This is a genomic window from Corallococcus sp. NCSPR001, from assembly GCF_017309135.1.
Taxonomy (GTDB): Bacteria; Myxococcota; Myxococcia; order Myxococcales; family Myxococcaceae; genus Corallococcus.
The window spans coordinates 3,398,242-3,422,704 of record NZ_JAFIMS010000002.1 but is presented as its reverse complement, the minus strand read 5'-3'; the positions used below and the strand labels follow the sequence as shown (position 1 = coordinate 3,422,704).

Sequence of the window (24,463 nt, the reverse complement as noted above, 5' to 3'; positions counted from 1 at the left end):
TACGAATGTCCGCCCGGTCATCCACCGACAAACCACCCATACTCACCACACCTTCGGATTAACAGGAACAACGCTCGCAGAGTCAGCCCCCTTAATCATGAACACACTACTCGGCTCAACAATCCCAAACTTCTCATTGACATACGTCCCAACTTTCTCAGTGTAACGGAAAATAACTCGATTCTCTCTGGCATTCACTTCGAGAACCTCACCTTTCCCCTTGTGATACGCATCGATCACATCCCGAGCATCATCCAATGTATCCATATAGCTCTTTCCTGAAGTTGTCCCCTTGGTATGCAATTGTTTTTGTTTATTCCATCGAAGTTCTGTCCCAACTTTGAACCGCGGCGACGGTTCAGTCAACGAGGCAGGAGGATTCGCTTCAGCAGGAGACCTCGCTTCAGCAGGAGACTTCGCTTCAGCAGGAGACTTCGCTTCAGCAGGAGACTTCGCTTTATCACCAGCAGCCGGCCCGTCGTCAGCAGAACCAGCCATGGACATGAGAAGCGGCCCCATGACGGGCCCAGTCGTCGCAATGCTCATGCCGCCAACTCGGATACCAGCGCCTGCGAATGCGGTTGCCGGTGCACCCGTCAGGGACACATTCGAGCCTGCGGAGGCGACAAGACCAACTTGGGCTACGAAGTCCCCGAGCCCCTCGCCGGCTCCACTGCGATCGCCTCGTTCCAGCGCCTCGTTCATCCGGTCCAAGCCGCTGACAAAGCCCTTTGCGAATGCGGTGGGAATGCGGTCAGGATGCTTAGCTGCCTCGACGGCCGCGCCCATACCCTCCATGGACTTTTCGTGCTGGGCACGGTATTGGGTCGCACCGGTGGTCTTGAACAGCAGGCTGCCGGTCAAGTTATACGAAGCATCGAAAACCAAAACGACCGCGCTAGCGGCGACTTTGCCGGCTCCCTTGCTGTAGCTCCACAGGACATCCAGCGACTCCTTGCAGTTCTCAGCCGAAACAAAGTCGTTCGCATAGAAGTTCACACACCGCCCATCCGGGTCCACAAACCGCGTCGGATTGCCGTCCGTATACAGCCACGGGCTGAGGCCCATGGGCCGGCGTAGCCGCTCCGCCGTAGCGCCGACGGGGTCCATGGAAAGCCACCTGCCGGTGGAAGCGTCGTACCAGCGCTGCTGCGCGTACGTCAGTCCTGCTTCCGGATCCCAAGCGTGTCCCGTGTATCCGAGGCTGGCCTGAGCAGAGGTGGGGGACGTACCGTTGCGATAAGCACCCCACGCATCGTAGCGATGCTGCGTGCCCTCGTCAGACGCTTGATAGCGACCTACCGCACTGCCCAGTCCATCCTGAAGAATTCGCTCAGTCCCAACCGCTACAGTGAGCCCTGCCCCCCGCTGATAGAGGAGCGGGTTTGAGTTCGGCAGGCGCTCTTCCACCAACGTTTCCCCGCTCCACAAATAGCTCGTCTTCGCAGTGCCGACCGTGCGCGATCGCCGCAGCCCCGCATAGTCGTACTGATATGTCACCTGCCGCTGCTGGCTCCCCTCTGGCTGCTCAATTTCCACCAAACGTCCCGCAGCATCGAAGTGGAATAGCTTCGTGAGGCTTCCACGCTGTTCACGTACCAAGCGGCCGACGCTATCCGTCTGGTACTGCGCAACCACCGCATCGGCGGCAAGTTTGTTCCGAGTCTCTTTCAGACCGCCCAGCGTGTCATAGCCATATGCCAGATGCTCTTGAGGCTGCGTCACGGAATTAAAGGCAGACTCGCTCAGCGGGCCTGAGTAGCCCGTGACCTTCTTTTCGGCCCTGCGCGAGCCATCATTGTGCAGCGCATAGAGGACCGACTGGCCATCTGGATACGTCACTCCCGTCAGGCGATCCGCAGGGTCATAGCCGTATTGCGTCGTCTCCGTGGACGTGGTGGACATTCCCGTCGGGGTGCGGTCCACGACCTCCTTGAGCCGGTTACCACGGTTGTCGTACTCGTAGCTGTACCGCAGGTACGGTGAAGATATCGCTGAGTCGCAACTCCCACGACGCGCATCATGCGTCACGGAGGCGATACGCCCGCGGTTGTCGTAGCAGTAGGAATGATTGAGGACGTTGTCGCCTACGAACGAAACCCGGCTGCCTCCCGCTTCCCACCCCACGTTCAGCTGTCTGCCGTCAGCCAGCGTCACCTTGCTGAGCCGCTGCAGATCCCCCACGTCGTAGTTCACCGTTCCCGACGGCGACTGCATCGACAGCAGCGCACCACTGTTGTGATAGCGATATCGGATTTCGTCTGGACTGTCCTTATCAAGGAATTCCAACCGGTTCTGCTCGTCGTAGTCCAGCGAGCGTTCCGTCTGAGTCGAGCCGCGGTGCTCCGTCGCCTTTCGGAGTTGGTCCAGGCCATTGAACTCGTAGTCGACAGAGTCCAGATCCTTGAAAACTCGCCGCGGCCCAGAGGCAGCCTCCGCAAGGACTCCCTTGAACTCCTCGTGGACCACACGGCCCCGGGCGTCCAGGACTTGCTCCACTCTCTCGTTCAGCTCATTTGAGACTTCGGGGTTTCCGTTCGTCCACGTCGTGACCCAGGAGGACGTGCCTCGCGTGCGCAGTTTCTCACGACCCAGGAAGTCATAACCATACGTCACCTCAGGCGTCACCGAGCCCGCAGGTGCCTTGATTGAGTCCAGCCTTGCCAGCGCATCATAGTGATAGACGAAGGCGCCCAGCCCCGGAGGCGTTACCTCCAGCAACTCGTCGCGTGGCCCGTACTTGTAATTCCAGACGGCCTCATCGACGAAGTTTCCGTCTGCCTGCCGGACCAATCTGGCATGGCCAGCATTGTCGTGATCGCCATAATACGTGCGGCTCACGTCCGAGCCCCGCCCGAACGTTTCGAGTTCCAGCAGGCCCCGGTCGTTGTACCAAAGCGTCCTCACCCGGGTGTCCGGCGTCTCTTCCTTGTGCAACTGGCCATCCGGGAAGTACGAGTAGACCGTCTGCTCCGCCGGACCGAAGTGCAGCGTCTTCACCCGGCCACTGGTGTCGTACGCCCATCGGGTCTGCTCGTTCGCTCCAAAGCCATACGCGCGCGACCACATCGGGTTGCCGTCCGCGTAATAGCTCCACTGGTCCTCCGCTCCCCCCTGGAGGCGCCGGACGACATTCCCCAGGCTGTCGACCCGGGCCGTCACTGTCCGGCCGCCCTGGTCCTTGTCGTTCATCCGCCACGACTCGGTGGACGTGCTGCGACGCTCCGCGTCCGCCCAGACCGTGCTCGTCGTGTACGAATAGCTGTACCCAGGGGACGACCAGGTCTCCTCCTCGCTTCGCGTGCGGCCCCTGTCATCAATCGCATTCGCCAGGTCCCGCCGGAGCACCCGCACCGACGTGCCTTCCGTTGACTCCTGCCGCTTCACCCAGGAACCGTCGTAACGGGTCCGCACGGAACGCTCACCGTCCTGGCCGTCCTTCCAGACCTCGAACTCCACCAAACCCCGTGCGTTGAGCGTCCGCTCGATGACCGTGCCTTCAGGCTCGGTCTCCTTCTCGACGCCATTCCCTGGATAGGCATACGTCCAAACCGCCGGGGAAGCCCCCGCGAGGGTGCGGGTCTCCATCCGCCCCAGGGCGTCGTAGAACATCTCCCACGCTTCATCCTCCCGAGGCCCGAGCTTCGTCAGGACATTCCCTTCGGCATCATGGGTAAACGTCGTCTTGACGGTGCGTGACGGGGCAATCTGGGTCACCGACACCAGGTTGCCCGCGGTGTCGTACTCACGCTCCGTCCGCCGTCCCTCTGGATCCGTGGAGGCATACTCCCTGCCGAGCGCGTCGTATTCACGGGTATGGATCGCCGGCTGTCCATCGACCGTCTCGGTGATGCTCAGGACGCGCCCCAGGGCATCCACCGAATAGGTGCGCACCTCGGTTCGATCCGTGGACACCGTGGACGGCTCGCCGGACAGGACCCGCGTCACCAGGACCGACCCCGTCCCCGAGGAGTTGTCCGTATACGCGCGGGTCTCGGTCAGCGTCCGCTCACCATCCGGAGACTGCACCGTCCTCACGTAGCGCGTCACCCGGCCCAGGGCGTCGTCGTACGTATAGGCCTCCGCCAGCCCCGTCACATGGTCCGTGCGGGTGAGCACCCTGCCCGCCAGGTCATACGTCGTCTGTGAATGGATGCCGCCGTGGCTCTGCGCATTGCTCTGGACCGACGACACGCGCCCCAGCGTCGTGGTGTCCAACACATGCTTCTTGGCCAACGAGCCGAAGGTGCGCTGGACCACCGCGCCCGCCGCATCCAGGACCACCGTCTCCACATCCGCGAACTGGCAGTCCGTTGAACACGACTCGCCCGAGTCCTTGGACTGGTAAGACCAACTCACAGCCCGCCCGAGCGCGTCGTAGCCAATGCTTGTCGTGAGGCCGTTGCTGTTCGTCACCGCGACGACGTGACCGTCCGCATCCACGGCGTTCGCGTAGAGCGTCTGGCCATCCACCTTCTCACCTGTCAGCCGGCCAGCGGTGTCGTACGACAACGTGTGCCGGTGCAGTCGCGCATCCAGGTATGCCTCCAGCCTCGAGCCCTGATAGCCGTCGTACAGGATGGTCGCCGTCTGGCCGGGCACCCCATACGTGAAGGACTCCGCGCGCTTGAGCCCCTGCTGATACACCGTCGTGTTCGACTGGCTCCGTCCCCACCGGGCGAGATTCAGTGTCTCGGTGACCTCGAGCGTGTCATCGCCCAGCACATAACCGTACGACCACGCCTGGCCAGGACTGCCCGCCACGGTGCGCGTCTGCAGGCGGCCGACAGCGTCATAGGCGAGCTCGACCCGAGCCCCCGTGGTGAGATTCCTCTCCAGGACGCGATTGCCGAGCGCGTCGTATCCGTACTCGACCTGATAGGTCGCGCGGCCGCCGGGGGTCTGAACAGCGCGGGTCACTTCCGCGAACCGGGGCAACCCCAGCGGCTGCGTCTCGTGCCCCCAGAACGTCAGGGTATTGCCCGACGGATCCTGACCGCCCTGCACCACGCCATCCGGGTCCGGGAACTGCTGCGCGGTGAAGACAAGCTCGCCATTCGTATCCGTGACCGTCACGCCTGCCGGATCACCCGACGCCGACAGCGGACGGCTCACGCTCACCTGGCCGTGCCCCGAGGCCACCGACATCCCCGTGACCCGGCCGGTCTGCCGACCTGTCACCGACCAGAGCGGGCCACCGCTCGCGCCCGGCACCGGCTGGCTGTTCCCGGGTGCCGCCGTGAGCGTCACCCCGTCCAGTTGGCGCTTGTCGTTGACGGTGTTGCTCACCGCGCGCCCCATGGACGACACGGACGCGTTCACCTGCACCGGACCGCCGCGAACCTCGCTGCCCCAGGCGAGCGTGCTGGGTCCAAGGCCCGGGACTTCGGTGGCGCGCGTGTTGCCGTACTCGTTGAGATCCAGCGTCACGTCCACGCCGTCCGGCCGCTTGACGGTGCGCGTCCCCTCGTTCGGGGCGACGATGCGCCACCCCGGCGCGGGCATGCCCGTCCCCATCACGGACGTGACGACCTCGAACCCCTCATCCTCGTGCGCGTAGATGCCCTTCTGGGCCTCGCGCCCATAGGCCGCCTGCCATTGGATGAAGGGCGTAGCGCCGGGCGTGGCGGCACTCAGCTTCAACCGCGCGTTCGTCACCTCGTTGGAGGCACGCCACAGCTTGCGCCCCGTCAATCCGCTGGGCAGTGGCGCGTAGTCGTACTCCCAGACCTGCGTCGCGGGCAGAGCGGAGGTCCGCGTGACACTCTTCAGGTTGCCCCGCTTGTCGTGCGCGAAGTCCAGGTGGTGCAGGACCTGCTGGCTCTCCTTCAGGCGGACCTCCACCGTCTTGAGCAGCGCGAAGCCCTGGTTGCGCGCCATGTTGCGCAGCCGGTACGCCACCGTCTCATCCGCGGTGTCGATGTCGTCGTAGGTCATCGCGACCTGGAGCCGGCCCGGCGTGCGCTCCACCGTCGACACCAGGTTGCTTTCCGGCTTGTAGGTGAACCGGGTCCACCCCTCTGTTCCGCGACCGTGCCCGTCGTGGAACCGATTCAGCAGCCAGCGGCGACGCTCTTTCTTGGGGAACCCCTTCGCCTGCGTCTCGAACTCGTAGACGAAGCCCTCCGCCGTTTGCACGCGGGCAATGAACGGCTCGGAATCCTGCGGCCCGACCGAGAGCTCCATCCCGTGCGAGCCGTCCCTGACGCAGCCGGATGCCGTTCCCGCGTCCGGGTCCGTCGTGGCACATGAGGGGAAGTCAAATGCCTGTCCCGCGATCACCACGGTGTAGCGGCCCAGCCGCTCCTCCTGCACGTAGCCTTCGTAGTTGTTCGTCCAGCCGACCCCCGTGGGACCGACCAGGCTGCTCTGGTTGTTGTACGTGCGCGCGAAGCGGATCACCTCCGCGAGTTGCGGCACGGCGAAGTCTTCGTGCTCGAAGGACAGGTGCCCGTCCGCCACGTTGATGCCCTGGACGGTGAGCTGCCCCGGAGCGCGCGCGTGCAAGCCTTCGAAGGTGCCGCGCGGCTGGCCCAGTCTCCGGACCAGCCTTCTCTCCTCTGGCTGATCGATCTCCTGCACCAGATAGAAGGGCTTCTCGTCCACGCTGGTGCCGGGCATGCGAACCAGGTGCGCGGGGATGGGCTGCTGGAACAGCCGGGCTCCGTTGAGCCCGAACCGGTCCATCTGCTCCAGCGGATCCTCCGCCAGGCCGCCCTTCACTTCATCCACGTCGTAGGTTCCGTCACCCACCAACCGCACATCGGCCTGATTGATCAGGTCGCCCGGGCCGCAGTCCTCGGAAGTACAGACCTTCACCGTTCCACTGTGGATGACGGCGGGATCCAGCGCGAAGTGCGCGGAGGCAGGCATGGAGATGGCGCGGTCCGTGACGGACTGGCCTCCCGTGCCCTTCTCCACGGAGTGCTTCGCCGTGTAGGCACTGCCCGCCTTCAGCATGTCCACGCGAGGGGACATGCCCATCAGGTTGAAGCGATAGAGGACGTTGTCCGCGTTGCCGCTGAGGTACAGCTCCACGTACAGCAAGTCATTGGCGGACAGGACGTCTTCGATGAACTCGTTGTCACAGTTTCCGGTGATGGAGTCGGTCGTGACGTCGATCTCGCACTCCACGCCGTAGTCATCGCTTCCGAAGCGGACCACGTAGTCGCCCGTGGGCGTCGTGGCACGTCCGGCCCCCGGCTGCATCAAGCCCGCGAAGAACTGGTAGGCCAGGTCATCGTCGTCGGTCCTCGGGTTCTCACCGTCCAGGTCGCGCGAGTCGAGCGACCCCTGGGCGACGACCTTCGGTTCGGTGAGCTCCAGTACCCGGAACTCGTGCTCAAGAGCCGGGTCGTAGCGCAGCACCTTGAAGCCATCCGGATCCAGGCTGGTATAGACGTTCTTCAACCCCAGGGCCCGCTTGGGGAGCCCCGCGGGATGCGCTCCCGTGGCCTCGCTGAAGTCAGGGGGCGGCGCATTGCGCTCCGCCGGACGCAGGATGCCGTCACCATCCTGGTCGCGTGGGAACACCTCGTGTCCCACGACGTGCAGGTAGTAGTTGGCCTTGGGCAGGCTGCCCAGGACCACGCGCTGGCCCGTGGGCGTGACGATGCGCATCGCAGCCTGGAGCGCGGCGGAGCCCCGTCCTGGCACCACGCCGAACTGGGCCACCGCGGGCACCTCCACCGCGGAGCCCGTCACCCGCACCACGCGCCCCGCCAACGGAGGCACGCCCGCCGGGACGTCCTCCAGGTCCGCTTCGCGGAAGCAGGCCGAGGCCTTCGTCTTCTGGCTCGCCGCACCCGGTCCATATTCGGAGCAGGTCTCCAGGAGGCGCCCGGAGACACCTTCATCGCGCAGGAAGTCCGGGGGGCACGGGTCCGTGCCACCGTCGGGGTTCGGCATCCGGCACTCGGAGATGCCACCATCGACGCGGTCCGCGGGCTGGCCCGCGTCCACGGGCGACTCGCGCACGCCGCCATCCGGCAGGCGCCACTCGGCGGGGGCGAGCGTCCGCACGCGCCAGTGCGTGTCCAGGTGGACGTAGGTGTCCCGCGTTGTGGCCGCGCCACCGGTGCGCACCAGCGTGGGCGGCGCGTCCTGCTTGATGCCCTCAGGCTCCGCGCTGCGCCACACCCGCACGTCGATCTCCGGCGGGTAGAGGTACACCGGCGCTTCGATGCCCAGCGACGCCACCGAGCAGCGAGACAGCTTCGCGGTCTCGCCAAACTCCTCGACCGTCAGGGGCCCGAGCTGGTCGTCCAGGGCGCAATGGCCCTGTTCATCCAGTTGCGTCTTGCTGATGGGCGGCACCTGGAGGCGGGTCATGCCCGTGTGGCCGGTCGCGTGGTTCACAGCAACGACCACCAGGGACTCGCCTGCCGTCAGCCGCAGGAAGTGGGTCCGGTTGTCCCGGCACTCCGTTTCGTAGAAGGCCCGGTCCTCGTCGTTCAGTGTGGAGGGCGCGGGCGCGCCTGGATCCCTCTCGATGGCGGGATTGAGCTCGCGGCAGCGCTCGCGAATCACGCGCTTGAAGGGCGTCGTGGGCCCCATCCGCACCCGGGCGTACCGGCCCTGCGCGATGCGCTGGCCGGGCTGCGGGGCGTCGCATTGGCTGGTAGGCGCGCCGACGGTGAACTGGGCAATGGGCCGCTCCAGGTCATCCGCGCGGAAGAAGTGGACCTCCGTCCGGGGAATGTCCACGTCCGCGATGGAGGCAAAGCCCTCCTTCTCCGCGTCATATTCGCTGGTCGCATTCGCGCCGCAGTCATGCCGCAGCGTTCGGCCCTCGCGGTCCACGAAGTAGAGAGCGCCATGGAGCAGACGGGCATCGACGAGGATGTCCGCGCGCGTCTGCCGGCCCGAGGATGCCGTGAAGGTGGGCGAGCACGCGGAATAGCTCGCCGACACCATGGACTGGACGACGGCGGCGCCTGTCTCCGGGTCATGGCCCAGAATCGGCCGGGGCCCCAGTGGGAGGTCCGCGCAGGCGATGCCCATGCCCTCGCCGCCAGCCACCAGGATGGGGATGCCGTACTGGCCCGTGTCCCCCGTGAATCCGCTCATCGTCGGCCCCGGACCGGTCACCGTGACGCGAACGTTCTGGAAGCGCACGACCGACGGGAGTTCCTTCCCGCTGGAGCTGGACTGGTCGTCCCGGGTGAAGAGCAGCCGGAATGTCTGCGTGCCCGCGTCCGCCACGGGCACGGCCTGCACGGTGAGCGTCACCGTGCGAAGCTCGGTGCCCATCCGCGCGTTCAGGGTGATGACGGTGGTGCCCCCGCGGACCAGTTCGACGTTGCCCGCGACCGTGAGTTCCTGATCGTCGTCGCGCTGCGCGCTGACCGACCAGGTCTCACCCGCCGGAGGCGGGATTTCCGCCCCACCCTCGGCCTTCGCCGAGAGGAATGCCTCGATGCGCTCCGCGCCGGAACCGTCGGAAATCCGCGACGCACGCAGCGACACCGGCAGCGCATAGGGGAACGTCACCTCCTGGGGGAGGGAGATGAACGTCTCCAGGTCCTTCGATAGCTGGACGGTGAGCTGCTGGTCCTGCGGCGCGCGCACCTTGCCGCTGACGCTGGCAGGCACCTGGGTCTGGATGAGCTGATCCAGGAAGGGAATGGCCGCCACGTAGCCCGCGAGGAACTGCGCGTGGGCCTCACCGACAACCAGGTTGAGCGCCCGCTTCCACCACGGCGCTTCTGGCGTCTGGAACATTCCCGGAGGCAGTGCTCCCTCCATGCCCGCATCCGGGATCGCGCTCCCCTGCCCCGACCGCGCCAGCGCGTCACGAACGATCTTGTCCTGGTCGTCCGTCAGGGCCATGTAGCCCATGAGCTCCACGGAACGCAGTGACAGCGGCTCCTCCGTCCGGATGGACGCGCCGTCCTGCGACACCACGGCCAGGCCCGCCCTCGCGAGCACATGCGTGCGCGGCTCGTGCGCGAGCACCAGCACGTAGCGACCCGCCGGCAGCCCCGTCACGTTGGGGAACTGCAACAGGATCGGCTTCTGGACCCGGACTCCCGCGGGGCCCACCTGCCACACCGCCGTGGGCGTCGCGTTGTTCTCCAACCGCACGGGCAACGACACGGGCTGCAGCCGCGTTGCCGTCAACTGGCCTTCCGTCCTGCCGTCCTCGAACAGCAGCGAGCCCGGGTCTCCGTCAATGGCCAGCGCTCCGTGCTTCTGGGCGAAGTCCACGTGCAGCAGCTGCGTGGTGTCCACCCGCGTCGCGCTCGCGGTGTCCACGGCGGTCAACGCCAGCGGCGCGTCCACCGTCTCCACCTCCGGCGTGATGCTCAGCATCCGGCGCACGGTGGGCAGCGGACGGCCCTCCGCCGTCATCCCGCCCTCGTAGCGGACCACCCTCGGCCCCGACGCCGACGTGATGAACGACCAGTTGCCGTCCGCCGACGTGCGCGCCGTTTCGGAGGTGCCCTCCAGGATGACGCGTACGCCCGACAGCGGCTCGAAGGCGTCATCCATCACGGAGCCGCGCACCCGCGTGAGCGGCCGCCGCACCGTGAGCTGGCTGTAGAACGCCGACCCCTGCGCGGGCCCCACCTCCGCCTGGATGCCCTTCACCTCCACCTGCAACAGCTCACCCTCGGGCAGCGGCGCGTTGGCGATGAACGTCGCCGTCTGGCCTCCCGGCGCCAGGGAGTAGCCGCCCTCGAGGTTCTTGCCCTGGGCCTTCACCTTGAAGCCCTGGCGCACCGACGCCAGCGTCGCCGCCTTGTTGAAGGACACGCTGATGAGCGCGTCCGTCTTCACGTCGCTCGCGCCCGCGGACGGCTGCACGCCCGTCACCAGCAGCGGCTCCGTGGCCGGGTTCCGGTAGCGCACCACCACGCTCGCGCGCCCGATGAGCCCGTTCACGTCCGTGGCCTGCACCTTGACGGTGTTCTCCCCCAACGACAGCGGAAGGTCCGCCCCGTACACGCCGGGGGACTCCTCCGCCGCGAGCCCCGTGCCGATGCGCACCTCCGACAGCGCGGCGAAGGCCTCCACCTTCGCGCGGACGTGCACCACGGCCGTGGGTGACTCACTGCCACTGACGGGCGACAGCACCGTCACCAGCGGGGGCGCGTGGTCGACGTTGAATGTGAGGTTCTTCCGCTCCGTGTTGCCGGCCTGGTCGACCGCCACCACCTCCACCACCGTCTGGCCCTGCGCCAGCGCCACCGGCACGCTGAACGCCCCGCCCAGCACCGTCGCCGGATTCCCCTGCACCGTGACGCCCGCCAGGTGCGTGTCGCCCACGGTCCCCTTCACCACGTAGGGGGACTCGTGCACCGTGGCCGGGCTCGTCGCCGGATCCGTGATGGTCAACGTGGGCCTGGTGCGGTCCACCGCCACCGTGCGCGTGGTGCTCGCCGAGCGCCCCTCCGCGTCCGTCACCTGCACCGCCAGCGTGTGGTCCCCTTCCGGGAGCGCCAACGCGAGGGTGAAGCTGCGCACCGAGACCGCCGCGTTGACACCGTTGACCTTCACCTGCAACGGCAGCGTGCCGCCCTGCACCTGCCCCACCACCGCCACGCTCACGCCGCCCAGCACCGCCCCCTGCGTGGGGGACTCCAGCGCCAGCACCGGCGCCGCCGCCCCACTGCCCGCGTCCACCGCCGTGCCCGCGTCCGAGCTCGACCCGCCATCCAGCGGACTGCCCGCATCCACCGTCGTGCCCGCGTCGCTCCCGGTGCCGGTGCCCGCGTCCGCGAGCCCACCGTCCGGCAGCGTGACATTCCGCGTGACGTTGACCGTGGACTCGGTGCGCAGGCCATAGCTGTCCATCGCCACGACCGTCAGCGTCTGCGTCCCAGGCGACAGCTGCACCGTGCGCTGGAAGGAGTGGTCCGGCAGCGTCGCGGCCAGCGCGCCCGCCACCACCACCGTCACCGTGTCCGTGCTGTCCGCGGCCGACGCGGTGCCCTTCACCGTCACGGAGGCCTGCTCCGTCACCAGACCATCCACGGGCGCCGTCAACGACAGCGTGGGCGCCGTGGCGTTGGCGCGCAGTTGGAGCGTCTGTTCCGACAGGTTGTCCGCCGCATCCGTCAGCCGCAGCAGCAGCGTGTTCGAGCCTTGCGACAGCGCCTGGGTGACCTCGAAGGAGCCGTCCGCCGTCACCGGCACCGCGGTGCCATTCACCGTGAGCACCACCGGCGTCGCGTCCTTCGCCGTGCCGCGCACCTTCACGGAGAGGGCGCCGATGCGTGCGTTCGGGGACGGGCTCGTCACCACCAGCTCCGGCGGCGTCGAGTCCCGGACCACCGTCACGCTCGCGGTGGATGCATTGCCCGCGGCGTCCAGTACCTTCACCGTCAGGGCGTTCGTCCCTTCGTTCAGCGGCACGGCATGACGCCAGACGTTGTCCGTCCCCTTCACCAGCTCCACGCCGCCCACTTCGATGCGGGCCACCTGGCCCGGCTCCGTCACGGAGACGGCGACCTCCACCTGGGCCTCTCGCGTCACCAGCCCGTTCTGCGGCGACTGGATGGTGGGCACCGGGGGCGCCGTGTCGATGACGAACGTGCGGCGGGCCTCCGCGCTGTTGCCCGCCTGGTCCACCGCGGTGATGACCAGCGTGTGTGACCCGCCCGCGTCCACCGTCGTCCCGCTCGTGAAGTCCGCGCCGTCCAGCGTCGCCGTCACCGTCCCCGGGTGCGCGTCCTCCACCGTCCAGGAGAGGGTCGCGGGCGTGTTGCGGTGCTGTCCGTCCGCCACGCCCGTCACGGTGATGACCGGCGCGACGCGGTCGATGGTGAACTGGGCCGTCTTGCTGTCGGTGTTGCCCGCCCGGTCCCATGCGCTCACCACCAGCGTGTAGTCCTTCGAATCGGAGAGCGTCGTGCCCCCATCGAAATCCAACCCGTCCAGCTTCGCCTCGACCCGGTCCGGATGGTCCTCCGTGAGCGTCCAACCCGGCGTCACCTGCTGATTCGTCAGCGGCTGCGCGGGAAGCCCCGTGAGCAGGAGGACCGGCGGCGTGAAGTCGAGAACGAAGTGCACGGTCTTCGTGGAGGTGTGGTTCAGCTGATCCACCGCCGTCACGACCAGCGTGTAGTCGCCTGCCTCAGAGACCTGCGTCCCGCTGTCGAAGTCCGCCCCGTTCAACTTCGCGGTGAGCGATTGCGGATAGACATCCGTCGCGGTGAAGCCCACCTGCACCGGCGCCTTGTAGTGCGCGTCGGGCGTGACGCCGGTGACCGCGATGACGGGCGCCGTGCGGTCGATGCTGAAGGAGCCGACCACCGACGAAACTCTTCCGGAGAGGTCCTCGGCCCTCACCTCCAGCAGGTACGAGCCGTCCTCGGCGACCTCCGTGCCGGACTCGAAGGGAACCCCGTTCAACGTGGCGGTGACCGACTTCAGGTACAGGTCTTCCGCCGTGAAGACAGGCGTCACCGTCGTGGAGACCGGGCTCGTCTGGGGCAGTCCGCTCAACGTGATGACGGGCGAGAGGACGTCCAGGGTGAAATGGCGCTCCGCCACCGTGCGGTTGCCCGCCAGGTCCGTGGCCTCCACCGTCACCGTGTGGGGCCCTCCGCCGGCGACGGTATTCCCGCTGACGAACTCCATCCCGTCGAGCCGCGCGCCCACGCTGCCCACGGCGAGGTGGGCATCCGTGGCGCTGTAGGTCACCTCGACGGGCCCCTGGTGGAATGAGCCCTCCTCGACCCCCGCGAAGGACACCACCGGGAAGGTCTGGTCGATGGTGAAGTCGAGCTCGAGGAACCCGTAGTTGGCCGCGCGGTCCTTCGCGACCAGGTAGAGGTGGTGCGGGCCCTCGTCAACAATGGGCTGACCACTTGCCCAGTCGGTGTCGTCGAGCCGGAAGTAGGTGGACTCGAAATAGTCGGTACGCACCGTCACGGTGGGCACCACGGGCCCCGGGTAGTACCCGCCGTTGGTCACCCCGACGATCTCGATGGTGGGCGCGGTGAGCTGGATGCGGAAGCGCACCCGCTTCTTCGCCACCCGGCCCTCCGGGTCCGTCACCGTCACGAGCCAATCGTGAGAGCCCTCCGCGGAAACCACCGTTCCGTTCGCGATGGGCACTCCGTTGAGCGTGGCCTCCTGGGTCAGTGGCGCCAGACCCGTCGCCGAGTAGCTGAGCGTCACGGGCCCCCGGGTGACCTCCCCTTCCGTTACCCCACTGACGGTGATGACCGGCGCCTGACTGTCGAGCCCGACCGGGTGGCACACCCGGGTCACGTTCGCGCACTGGTCCGCGATCACCGTGGTGACGGCGTTGGAGCCCTCCACCAGGGGCAGGTCCAGGAAGTACCCCGTCTGACCGGAGAGCGCGGCGGTCATCCCGTTGATGACGATGCTCTTGGTGTCCGGCCCGAACTGCCCGGACACGCGGACCGGGGAGCTGGTGAAGAACGCCCCCGGCTCCGGCTCCAGCATGGTCAGCGTGGAGGGCAGCGTGTCCGCGTCGAACACCGCCGCGCGCACCGAGGACTCCGGTCCGCCCAGGACCGTCAGCTCCAACTGGTTCGTGGCGGCCAGCGTCACCTTCGACGCGAAGGTGCGCTTCTGCGTGCCCGTGAGGCCCGCCAGCATGTCCACGCCGTTGAGGCGCACGGTGCCGTCCGCGTCCGGGCCCAACATGTCCACCACCAGCACGCCCACCGTGCCTTCCCCTCCAGGCTTGACCTCCAGGGACCGCGATACGGGGTCGGGGCCCGCCTGGACGTAGCCCGTATCCGCCAGCGAGCACGGAAGGGCGCCGAGCGCGGCCACCGACACGCGCACCGAGCCGCCGCCCGTCGTGGACACCGAGAGCTGATTGGCTTCCTGCAGCGTCACGCGGAACACGGCCAACGGGGTGCCAGCGGAGACGCCTCCCAGCACGGTGCCATTGAGCGTCACCTCCGACGTCGCCACCTCCCTCGCCCCGCGCGCGTCGCCGTTCTGCACCACGACCAGCGCGGGCTCATTGAGCGCGCCGGTGAACGAAGACGTTCCCTGCTGACTGCCCTGCACGGCCAGGGTGCCACCACGCCAGGCGGGCCCCACCGACTCCTCGATGGTGCCGACGCACGCCGGGGCCAGCTGCGCGGGCGTCAGCCGCATGCGCTTGGAGGCCACGGCCCCGGAGGGCTTGGGCGCGGGCGCCTCGGAGGGACGCTCCGGCGTCTTGCCGCACGCCATCACCAACGCCAGCAACAGGGCTCCCCACGGCCCCTGGATCCGCACTCGCCCACTCATCGCGACGTCTCCCCCTGCGTTGCTTCCGTCCCCGCATCCGGTGCGGCCGTTTCCAACGGACGCATCGCCTGGGCAAAGCGCTCCACCGACACGCGCTCCCGCAGGTCCTTCATCCACCGCGCTTCCGCCTCACGGCGAGCCTCCGCCGCCAGCCGGCCCCGGGCCTCCTCGAACGAGGGCACCCGCGTCTCCACCGGCGAAATCGCCTGGACGATGTGGAGGCCGTAGGGCGTCTCGAAGGGCTTGCCCACCTCCTCCGGCTTCAGCGCCGCGGCGGCCTCGAAGAAGGCGGGGTGCACCTGCCCTTCGAGCACCGGCCCCAGGTCCCCGCCGCGCGGCGCGGAGACCTCGTCCTGGCTGGACTCGCGCGCCACATTGTCGAACGCCTCACCGCCCAGGATGCGGGCATAGAGGAGGTTGACGCGGTCGCGGGCCCTGCGCTGCTCGGCCTGGTCCGCGCCCTGGGGCAGGCGGACCAGGATGTGCCGGACGTGGATCTCCCGGCGGGACAGCGCGTCCTTCTGGGCCGCGTAGCGCTCGCGCAGCGCCTTGTCCTCCGTGGCCCCCTGGAGCTGCTCCTCCACCAGCGCCTGGGCGAGCACCTCGCGCCGGGCCGCCGCGAGCCGCGCGCGGACATCCGGGCGGTCATCCAGACCGCGCGAGTCCGCCTCCTCCGCGAGCCGCTGCCGGTCGATGAGCCCGTCGAGCTGGGCCTGGATGCCGCCAGCCTCCGGCGCACGCTGGGACGCGAAGAGCTCCACGTCCGCGCGCCGCAGGTCGGTACGGCCCACCCGGGCCACCACGTCCTCGTCCCGGCAGCCCGTGGAAAGCAGGGCTGTCAGGAAGAGAACAGTTGTGATTCGGGCAGACGGAAGGAGCGCGGAAGCGCTCCGGTCACGAGCAGGACGGGTCATGGCTGGTTGATGTTCGACGACTGCAGGCGCGAGCTGGAGTCCACGGTGAGCGTGCCCGTGATGTTCAGCGCATCCGGCGTGGCCACGGAGGCCTTCCGGGTGAGGGTGAGGTTGCGGAAGGTCTGCTGCCCGGACGGTGTCGCGGGCAGCGGGGTGGCACGTGCCGTACCTGGGTTGAAGTAGGCGGCGTTGGCATTGTCGATGATGAGGTCGCCGTACGGCTCTTGATGGTCCTTCACGTACACCGTGCCGGGTCCACCGGACGACGCCCCCGTCGCGGAGATATGGGTCCAGTCGAAGGTGGTGCTGGCGGCCTCGTGGTAGATGGCCACCCGCCCGCCACCCGCGCCGGAGGCTCCGTTCGCCTCGATGAACCCCGCCCCCGTCAATGACAGCACATCCAGCCAGATGCTGCCGCCCGCGCCAGGGTAGTAGCCGGTGCCACTGTCCTTGCCGTTCACCAACAGGTTGCCATTGAGGACCAGGCTGGCCGCCTTCAGGCGCAGCACGCCGCCACCATTGCCACCCGGTGCCCCACCTCCGCTTCCGGCTCCACCCGAGCCGGCGGTCGCGGGCATCTGGTAGTCGCCGTAGGTGGGAACGACCACGGAGTTATCCGCGGCGCCATACCCCCCGTGGCTGCCGGTCAGGTTGATCGCCGCGGCCGGGACATTGCCCAGCGTCAGTCCCTTCTGCTGCTGGTTCACGCCTTGCCATCCGCCCAGGTAGCCGGCTCCGGTCAGGTTGATGGAGGCGCCGGTCCCCACTTCCACTGCGCCACTGACGTCCAGGTCCAGCGTCAACGGGTTGCCGTCAGTGGCCCGGCCGGTCTCCAGCGCCGCGTTGAGGCCGGTGATCTTCAGGCTCGAGAGCACCCGGGGTTGGGTTCCGCGGAGGACCAGCACCGTTCCAGTGCCTTCCACCTGAAGGACGGGCGTCGACGCGCCGTCGGTCAGTTCCACGAAGGCATTGTTGCGCACCAGGATGCGCTCATAGGTCCCCCCCAGGACGGGCGTGGGCCGGGTTGAATCACGGTTCGCACCGACGTCCAGCTGATCCAATACCAGCTCACCGTTCGTCTGCTGGCTCCCCTTCAGGAACACGGTGCCAGATTTCGCGTACATGCCTCCCTGCGCTGAAACCCTGCTCAAGTCGAACGAGGTCGCCGCCGTGTCGTAGTAGACCGCAACGCGTCCACCGCCGCCATAGGATCCTCCCGCGGCCTCCACTGTTCCGGTGCCTGTGAGCGCGCGCACCTCCAACCGGATGCTTCCGCCAGCGCCGCCTCTGGCCCAATCGGAGACTTGAGTTCCATTGGCCAGGAGACTGCCATTGAGCACCAAGCTGTCCGCCTTCAGCCACAGGGCGCCGCCGCCGTTGCCACCCTTCTGGGTGGAGCTATTGGCTGAGCCTCCCGAACCGGAGTCGGAGGGGTTCTGGATATCGTCATAGGTTGGGATGGCAGCTGCCGTGTTGGATGCGACACTCCCGTATCCACCATGACTGCCTCCGAGGGCGTCCGTCCGGCCCGTCGAGACGTTCCCCGTGGTCCGTGCCGCCAGTTGCGTGTTCACGCCCTGCCAACCGCCCAGATACCCCGAGGCATTCACGTGGATGGACGCGCCACTGCCGACCTCCATCGAGTCAACGTCCAACTTGAGCGGCAGTGGCTGTCCGTCCGCGAGGGTTTGGACAGACACAAAGGAATTGGACCCGGTTACCTTCAAGGTCGAAAGCCTGTGGGTCACGCCGCCTTGCAGCGTCACACGCGATTCTGAACCCGACACCTCCAGCACGCTTCCTTCCAGGAAGGTCCCCACCACTTCGACCCAGGCACGGCCGCGGACCTCGAAGCGATCATAGCGGCCCGCTGGCACCTGAGTAGCCTTCACCTTCGTCGGGTCCAGGCTGTTCAGCTTGTGATCCACTGACAGCGAACCGTACTGCTGCTGGCTGCCCTTGAGATACACGGTGCCCGGGCCTGCCTGGCTGCCCCCCTTGGCGGAGACCTGGCTCCAGTCATAGGTGCTGCTGGCCGTGTCGTAGGTGATGGCCACCCGCCCACCGCCGCCAGACGTACCTCCCACCGCCTCGACGCTGCCGGCGCCGGTCATGGCCCCCGTGACATCCACGCGGATGCTGCCGCCCGCGCCGCCGTAGGTGCCGTTGATGCCGTTGGCCTTGAGCGCGCCGTCCAGCTTCAGGCTGGAGGCCTTCACCCAGAGGGCCCCGCCGCCGTTGCCGCCCTTCGAGGAACTGTTGGACCCACCCGAGCCACCCGCGCCGAAGTCCGACGGGGCGTAGATGTCGTCATAGAGAGGCACGACCGTGGAGCTGGAACCTGTTGCTCCGTAACCACCATGGCTGCCGCCGGCCTCGGCCTGGCCTGTCGAGACATTGCCTTGCGTCCTGCCAGGGCGCTGCTGGTTCACCTCCTGCCAACCGCCCAGGTATCCAGCACCGCTGACATCGATGGAAGCTCCGCTGCCCACCTCCAGCGTCCCGGTGACGTCCAACACCAGGAGATGTGGAACCCCGGCAAGGTCGCGGCCCGTCGTCAATTGCGTATTGGTTCCCAGAACCTTCAGTTCCGACACGGAAAGCTGTGTGGCCCCTGAGATCTCCACCTTGGCGTCATTGCGCACCACGAAGCGGTCATACGCCCCACCCGGCACCTGCGTGGGCTTCGTGTCGGACTGGGGCGTGACGCTCTTGTTGTCCAATTGCAGCTCGCCATACGCCTGCTGACTGCCCTTCAAGTACACCGTCCCCACGCCCGAGGCGGTCCCTCCCTGCGCGCTGACGTGGCTCCAGTCGAAGCTGCTGCTGGCCGTGTCGTAATAGACGGCCACCCGCCCTCCTCCGCCCGCGTATGCCCCCTGCGCCGTCATTGACCCGACGCCCGTCAGCGCTCCCACCTCCACCCGGATGCTTCCTCCCGCTCCACCCCGGTTGTTGCCCGCGCCTCCATTCGCCAGCAGCTTGCCGTCCAGCTTCAGGCTCGCCGCCTTCAGCCTCAACCGACCGCCTCCATTTCCTCCAGGCGTACTTCCCGTCGCGTTCCCCGCTCCGCCCCCTCCGAAGTCCGAGGGATTCGCGTAGTCGCCATACGTCGGCGGCGACTCCACGCCCTGGCTCGAGTTCCGCCCGCGGCCGCCATGGCTGCCTCCCACGTCGAGGAGCCCCGTCGACACGTTCCCCGTCGTCCGCCCCGACTGCTGCGCGTTCCCTTCCCGCCACCCGCCCAGGTACCCACGCTCGCTCACGTCGATGGAGGCGGAGTTGTCCACCTCCACCGCGCCGCTGACTTCCAGTTCCAACCCCACCACCTGCCCGTCCATCCGGCCAGGCTGCCACAGCGAGGCATTCGAGCCCGTCACCTTCAGGCTCGAAAGCTTCACCGGCGCCTCTCCTCCCGTCAGCCCCAGCTTCGCGTCAGTCCCGGACACCTCCACCGGGAGTCCTTCCGGCAATGCCCAGGGCTGGCGCATCTCCACGCTTCCTCCCCCCAGCACGCGCAGCGCCTGGAGGTTTCCGCTCAACGTGCCCAGGAAGACGACGTGGCCACCCTCCACCTGCAGCAAGGGCGTCGTGACGGCTCCCGCCACCTCCACCTTGGCGTCATCGCGCACCACGAAGCGGTCATACGCCCCACCCGGCACCTGCGTGGGCTTCGTGTCGGACTGGGGCGTGACGCTCTTGTTGTCCAATTGCAGCTCGCCATACGCCTGCTGACTGCCCTTCAAGTACACCGTCCCCACGCCCGAGGCGGTCCCTCCCTGCGCGCTGACGTGGCTCCAGTCGAAGCTGCTGCTGGCCGTGTCGTAATAGACGGCCACCCGCCCTCCTCCGCCCGCGTATGCCCCCTGCGCCGTCATTGACCCGACGCCCGTCAGCGCTCCCACCTCCACCCGGATGCTTCCTCCCGCTCCACCCCGGTTGTTGCCCGCGCCTCCATTCGCCAGCAGCTTGCCGTCCAGCTTCAGGCTCGCCGCCTTCAGCCTCAACCGACCGCCTCCATTTCCTCCAGGCGTACTTCCCGTCGCGTTCCCCGCTCCGCCCCCTCCGAAGTCCGAGGGATTCGCGTAGTCGCCATACGTCGGCGGCGACTCCACGCCCTGGCTCGAGTTCCGCCCGCGGCCGCCATGGCTGCCTCCCACGTCGAGGAGCCCCGTCGACACGTTCCCCGTCGTCCGCCCCGACTGCTGCGCGTTCCCTTCCCGCCACCCGCCCAGGTACCCACGCTCGCTCACGTCGATGGAGGCGGAGTTGTCCACCTCCACCGCGCCGCTGACTTCCAGTTCCAACCCCACCACCTGCCCGTCCATCCGGCCAGGCTGCCACAGCGAGGCATTCGAGCCCGTCACCTTCAGGCTCGAAAGCTTCACCGGCGCCTCTCCTCCCGTCAGCCCCAGCTTCGCGTCAGTCCCGGACACCTCCACCGGGAGTCCTTCCGGCAATGCCCAGGGCTGGCGCATCTCCACGCTTCCTCCCCCCAGCACGCGCAGCGCCTGGAGGTTTCCGCTCAACGTGCCCAGGAAGACGACGTGGCCACCCTCCACCTGCAGCAAGGGCGTCGTGACGGCTCCCGCCACCTCCACCTTGGCGTCATCGCGCACCACGAAGCGGTCATACGCCCCACCCGGCACCTGCGTGGGCTTCGTGTCGGACTGGGGCGTGACGCTCTTGTTGTCCAATTGCAGCTCGCCATACGCCTGCTGACTGCCCTTCAAGTACACCGTCCCCACGCCCGAGGCGGTCCCTCCCTGCGCGCTGACGTGGCTCCAGTCGAAGCTGCTGCTGGCCGTGTCGTAATAGACGGCCACCCGCCCTCCTCCGCCCGCGTATGCCCCCTGCGCCGTCATTGACCCGACGCCCGTCAGCGCTCCCACCTCCACCCGGATGCTTCCTCCCGCTCCACCCCGGTTGTTGCCCGCGCCTCCATTCGCCAGCAGCTTGCCGTCCAGCTTCAGGCTCGCCGCCTTCAGCCTCAACCGACCGCCTCCATTTCCTCCAGGCGTACTTCCCGTCGCGTTCCCCGCTCCGCCCCCTCCGAAGTCCGAGGGATTCGCGTAGTCGCCATACGTCGGCGGCGACTCCACGCCCTGGCTCGAGTTCCGCCCGCGGCCGCCATGGCTGCCTCCCACGTCGAGGAGCCCCGTCGACACGTTCCCCGTCGTCCGCCCCGACTGCTGCGCGTTCCCTTCCCGCCACCCGCCCAGGTACCCACGCTCGCTCACGTCGATCTTGCTGGTGCTGTCGACGCGCACTTCCTGCGTCACGGTGAGGTCGAGGAACTTCGCGCCGGACACGCCCTGCTGGCTGTGCGTCAACGTCGCGCCCGACAGAACGTACAGGTTGCGGAACGTGTGCGCGCCGTCGATGCGCAGCGTCTTGTTGGTGCCCTGGATGATGATGTCCTGGTTCTCGAAACGCATGTCATCCTCGGCAATGACATCCGTGAGGTCCGTGGGCTGTTGCGGCTCCACCACGGTCAGGGTCTGGGAGGCGGAGCTCTCCAGGCCACTGCGATCCTTCGTGACGAGCGAGATGGTGACCGGTCCCACCATCGTGGGCACCCAGGTCTGGCTCAACGCGGCACCTGAAGGCACGTTCGTCACGCGGGTCCCTACGGGCGTGCCATTCACCCGGAACTCCGCCCAGGCAAGTGGGCCCCGGCTGTCCTTGACCGTGCCGGACAGCACCGCGTCGACGCCCTTGCTCAGGTAGTTGATCGTCGCCAGCGTCACCTCCGGCGGCTCATTGGGCATGACCGGGAACTCCCGCGTTTCCGAGGTCACCGCGCCCAGGCTGTCGGTGGCGCTCGCCGCCACGTTGAACGGCACCGCCGCGTCGCCAAACGAGTAGTTCGTGCACCGGCGGACGCAGCCCGTTCCGCACGACACCTGCGTTATCAATAGCCCACTATTCACGGTGACGGTGAAGCTCTGGATCCCGCTGCTGTCCTCGGCCTGGACGCAGATCTGCGCCGAGTCTCTGACCTGCACAGGGTAGGGGTTGACCGTGAAGGTGAGCACCGGCGGCTGATTGTCGCTCACCGCCGTCGTGCGCTCGTCGTCGTCCGTCCGTCCGCGACTGTCCGTCGCGACCGCGCGGAAGACGACCTGCTGCTTCTGTGCGCGGAGCGGCAGCGTGTAGGTCGCCGTCACGCTGGTCGTCGTGCTCGCTCCGATCTGCTCGCCATCCGCGAACAGCTGGATGCCGGCCACGTCCCCATCCAGGTCCGTGGCCGTGGCCTGGACCGTGATGATGCTGCCCTCGGTGGCGACGGCGGGCGGCCGGCCGAAGACGAGCGACACCGTCGGCGCCGAGCCATCCGGCGCCACCGTGTACGTCTTCGACACGGGGGTGTTGTTGCCCGCCACGTCGTAGGCTGTCGCCTTCAACGTCACCTGCTTGCCCACCGAGTCCTCGGGGAGCAGCAGGCTGTAGTGGAGTCCTGCGCTCCCGTTGGCCTCGGACGTGGTCGCGATCACCACGCCGTCCTTCTCCAGTTCGATCCACACCACGCCGTCGTCCTGGGCGTTCACCTGGAAGCTGTTCACGAACGGCCCGGCGCGGAGCACCTCCGGCAGACCAGATGGCATGCCCGGCGCCGCTACATCCGGCAGCACCTTCAGGGGGATGGAAGCCTCGGCCCCACGGCCCGCGCCATCCGACAGGGACACCGTGAGCGTCGTGTCCAGCGTCGACCCGACCACCGGCAGCCGGAACATGGCGCCGTAGAGCGACGGATCCGTCGCGTACGGAAGCAGTTGGCCTAGCGACAGCGTTCCCAGGCGCGCCACCACCGAGGCCGGTGCCACGCCACCCGAGCGACGCGCCTCGACCCATACCGCGGCACCCGAACGCAGCGGCGTGTTCGCCGAAGGCCACGTCACCGCCACCGCCGGCGCACCCGTCGTCGGTGCCTTCACCTCGACCATCAACGGGGGCGACAGGGCTTCCGTTCCAGCCGCGGCGCGCGCGCGCACCTGGAGCGCGTGCCGCTTGCCCGCGACGGAGCCGCCCGGCACCGTCCAGCGCGCATTCGGCTTCGACTCGTCCAGGGCCACCACCGGCTGGCCGTCCACCACCAGCTCCGCGCTGTCCAGGCCCACGCCCGTGGCCACGGCGGTCAGGCTCACCTGGCCGCCCGTCTCCACGACCTGCGTTCCCGTCGGCGCGGACAGCCGCACCACCGGCAGCACACCCGTGGGCGGCGTGAAGGCCCGGACCCCGTCCGCGCCGGACGCGACCAGCACCCGGCCCGCGGACACCACCGCGTCCGTCGCCCCGGCCGCCGCCAGGCTCGCCATGAGCGTGACCGGCTGACCTTCCGGCAGGTGCCACAACTCCACGCCCGCGGCCCCTTCGCTCACGAGCGCCAACCGGCCCTCCAGCCGGACGCGCTGCACCGCGCCCGCCGTCGGCACCGTGCCCACCAGCAGGGGCGCTTCCCCATCCGCCAGCGTGAACACGGAGAACGACGACGCGCCGCCCGCGATCGCCAGCGGCCCCGCCAGTGCCACCGTCGAGGCGTTCACCGGCAGCGTCGCGACGCGGCGGAGCTGGCCGGACGGCGCCACCTCCACCACCGCCACGCCCTGGGCGCCCAGCGCCACCAGCGCTCGCTGTTCGTCGCCCGCCACGTCCAGCACGGCGCTGCCCAGCAGCAGCGAGCCAAAGCCATCCGCCGCGGGCCAGCGCACCGACTTCAACGTCCCCGCGGATACTGACCAGATGCGGCCCGCGGACGCCGCGAAACGGCTCACGTTCCCGAGCGCTGCTTTCAGGGCCGAGTTGTTCGTCGACGTTCCGGTCAACGAGCCGTTGGCCGCTTCCGGATAGGCATTCACGACCTGGCCGTCCAGCACCACCACGTCCCGGCCCGCGCGCTCCACCTGCCGCACGTCCGTGCCCGAGCGCAGCGCCCCCTGATCGGTCGGCGCCACGCCGCCCGCCACGGACACAGCACGGACTCCCGCCGTCCGCGCCGCCACCAGCGCGCCGCCACGGAACGGCGTCAATCCCAGCGCCGTGTCCGCAAGAGCCACCGCCCCCGCGGACTCTCCCGCCGTGGGCACGGGCAGGCGCATCACCCGCACACCCTCGGGGACCGCGGCGAACAACAGGCCACCACTGATGGACAGACCACTCGCATCCAGCGCCGTGCGCGACAGGATTCGAGGCGAGGTCGGCTCCCGCACATCCACTACGCGCAGCCAGCCGTCGCCGCCCGCGACATACGCGACGCCTCGCACCACATCCATCGCGCGGACACCCGACGGCAGCTCCAGGGTCGCCACCTTGGTCAGCACGTT

Annotated in this window: 3 protein-coding genes (1 of these 3 cut by a window edge); all 3 read right to left on the bottom strand. The window is 68.1% G+C overall.

Annotated features, from left to right (window positions below; translation table 11 throughout):
• Positions 1–42: 42 nt before the first annotated feature.
• Positions 43–15,225, bottom strand: a complete 15,183-nt coding sequence (locus tag JYJ93_RS15885; protein WP_206792213.1) for an RHS repeat-associated core domain-containing protein — start codon at positions 15,223–15,225, stop codon at positions 43–45.
• Positions 15,222–16,016 carry a peptidylprolyl isomerase gene (locus JYJ93_RS15880; protein ID WP_206792211.1) on the bottom strand — a complete coding sequence of 265 codons (795 nt, stop codon included), beginning with the start codon at positions 16,014–16,016 and terminating at the stop codon, positions 15,222–15,224. Before JYJ93_RS15880 ends, JYJ93_RS15885 begins: the two co-directional genes overlap by 4 nt.
• A gap of 119 nt (positions 16,017–16,135) precedes the next feature.
• On the bottom strand, positions 16,136–24,463 hold the end of the coding sequence (locus tag JYJ93_RS15875; protein ID WP_206792209.1) for an Ig-like domain-containing protein. It continues 26,070 nt past the right edge of the window; only the last 8,328 of its 34,398 coding nucleotides appear in the window; its start codon lies off the right edge, out of view; the stop codon is at positions 16,136–16,138.

What these genes read in the sequence shown, in the direction of transcription:
- JYJ93_RS15885 (WP_206792213.1), bottom strand. Translation starts at nt 15,225, where the DNA reads ATGAGTGGGCGAGTGCGGATCCAGGGGCCGTGGGGAGCCCTGTTGCTG.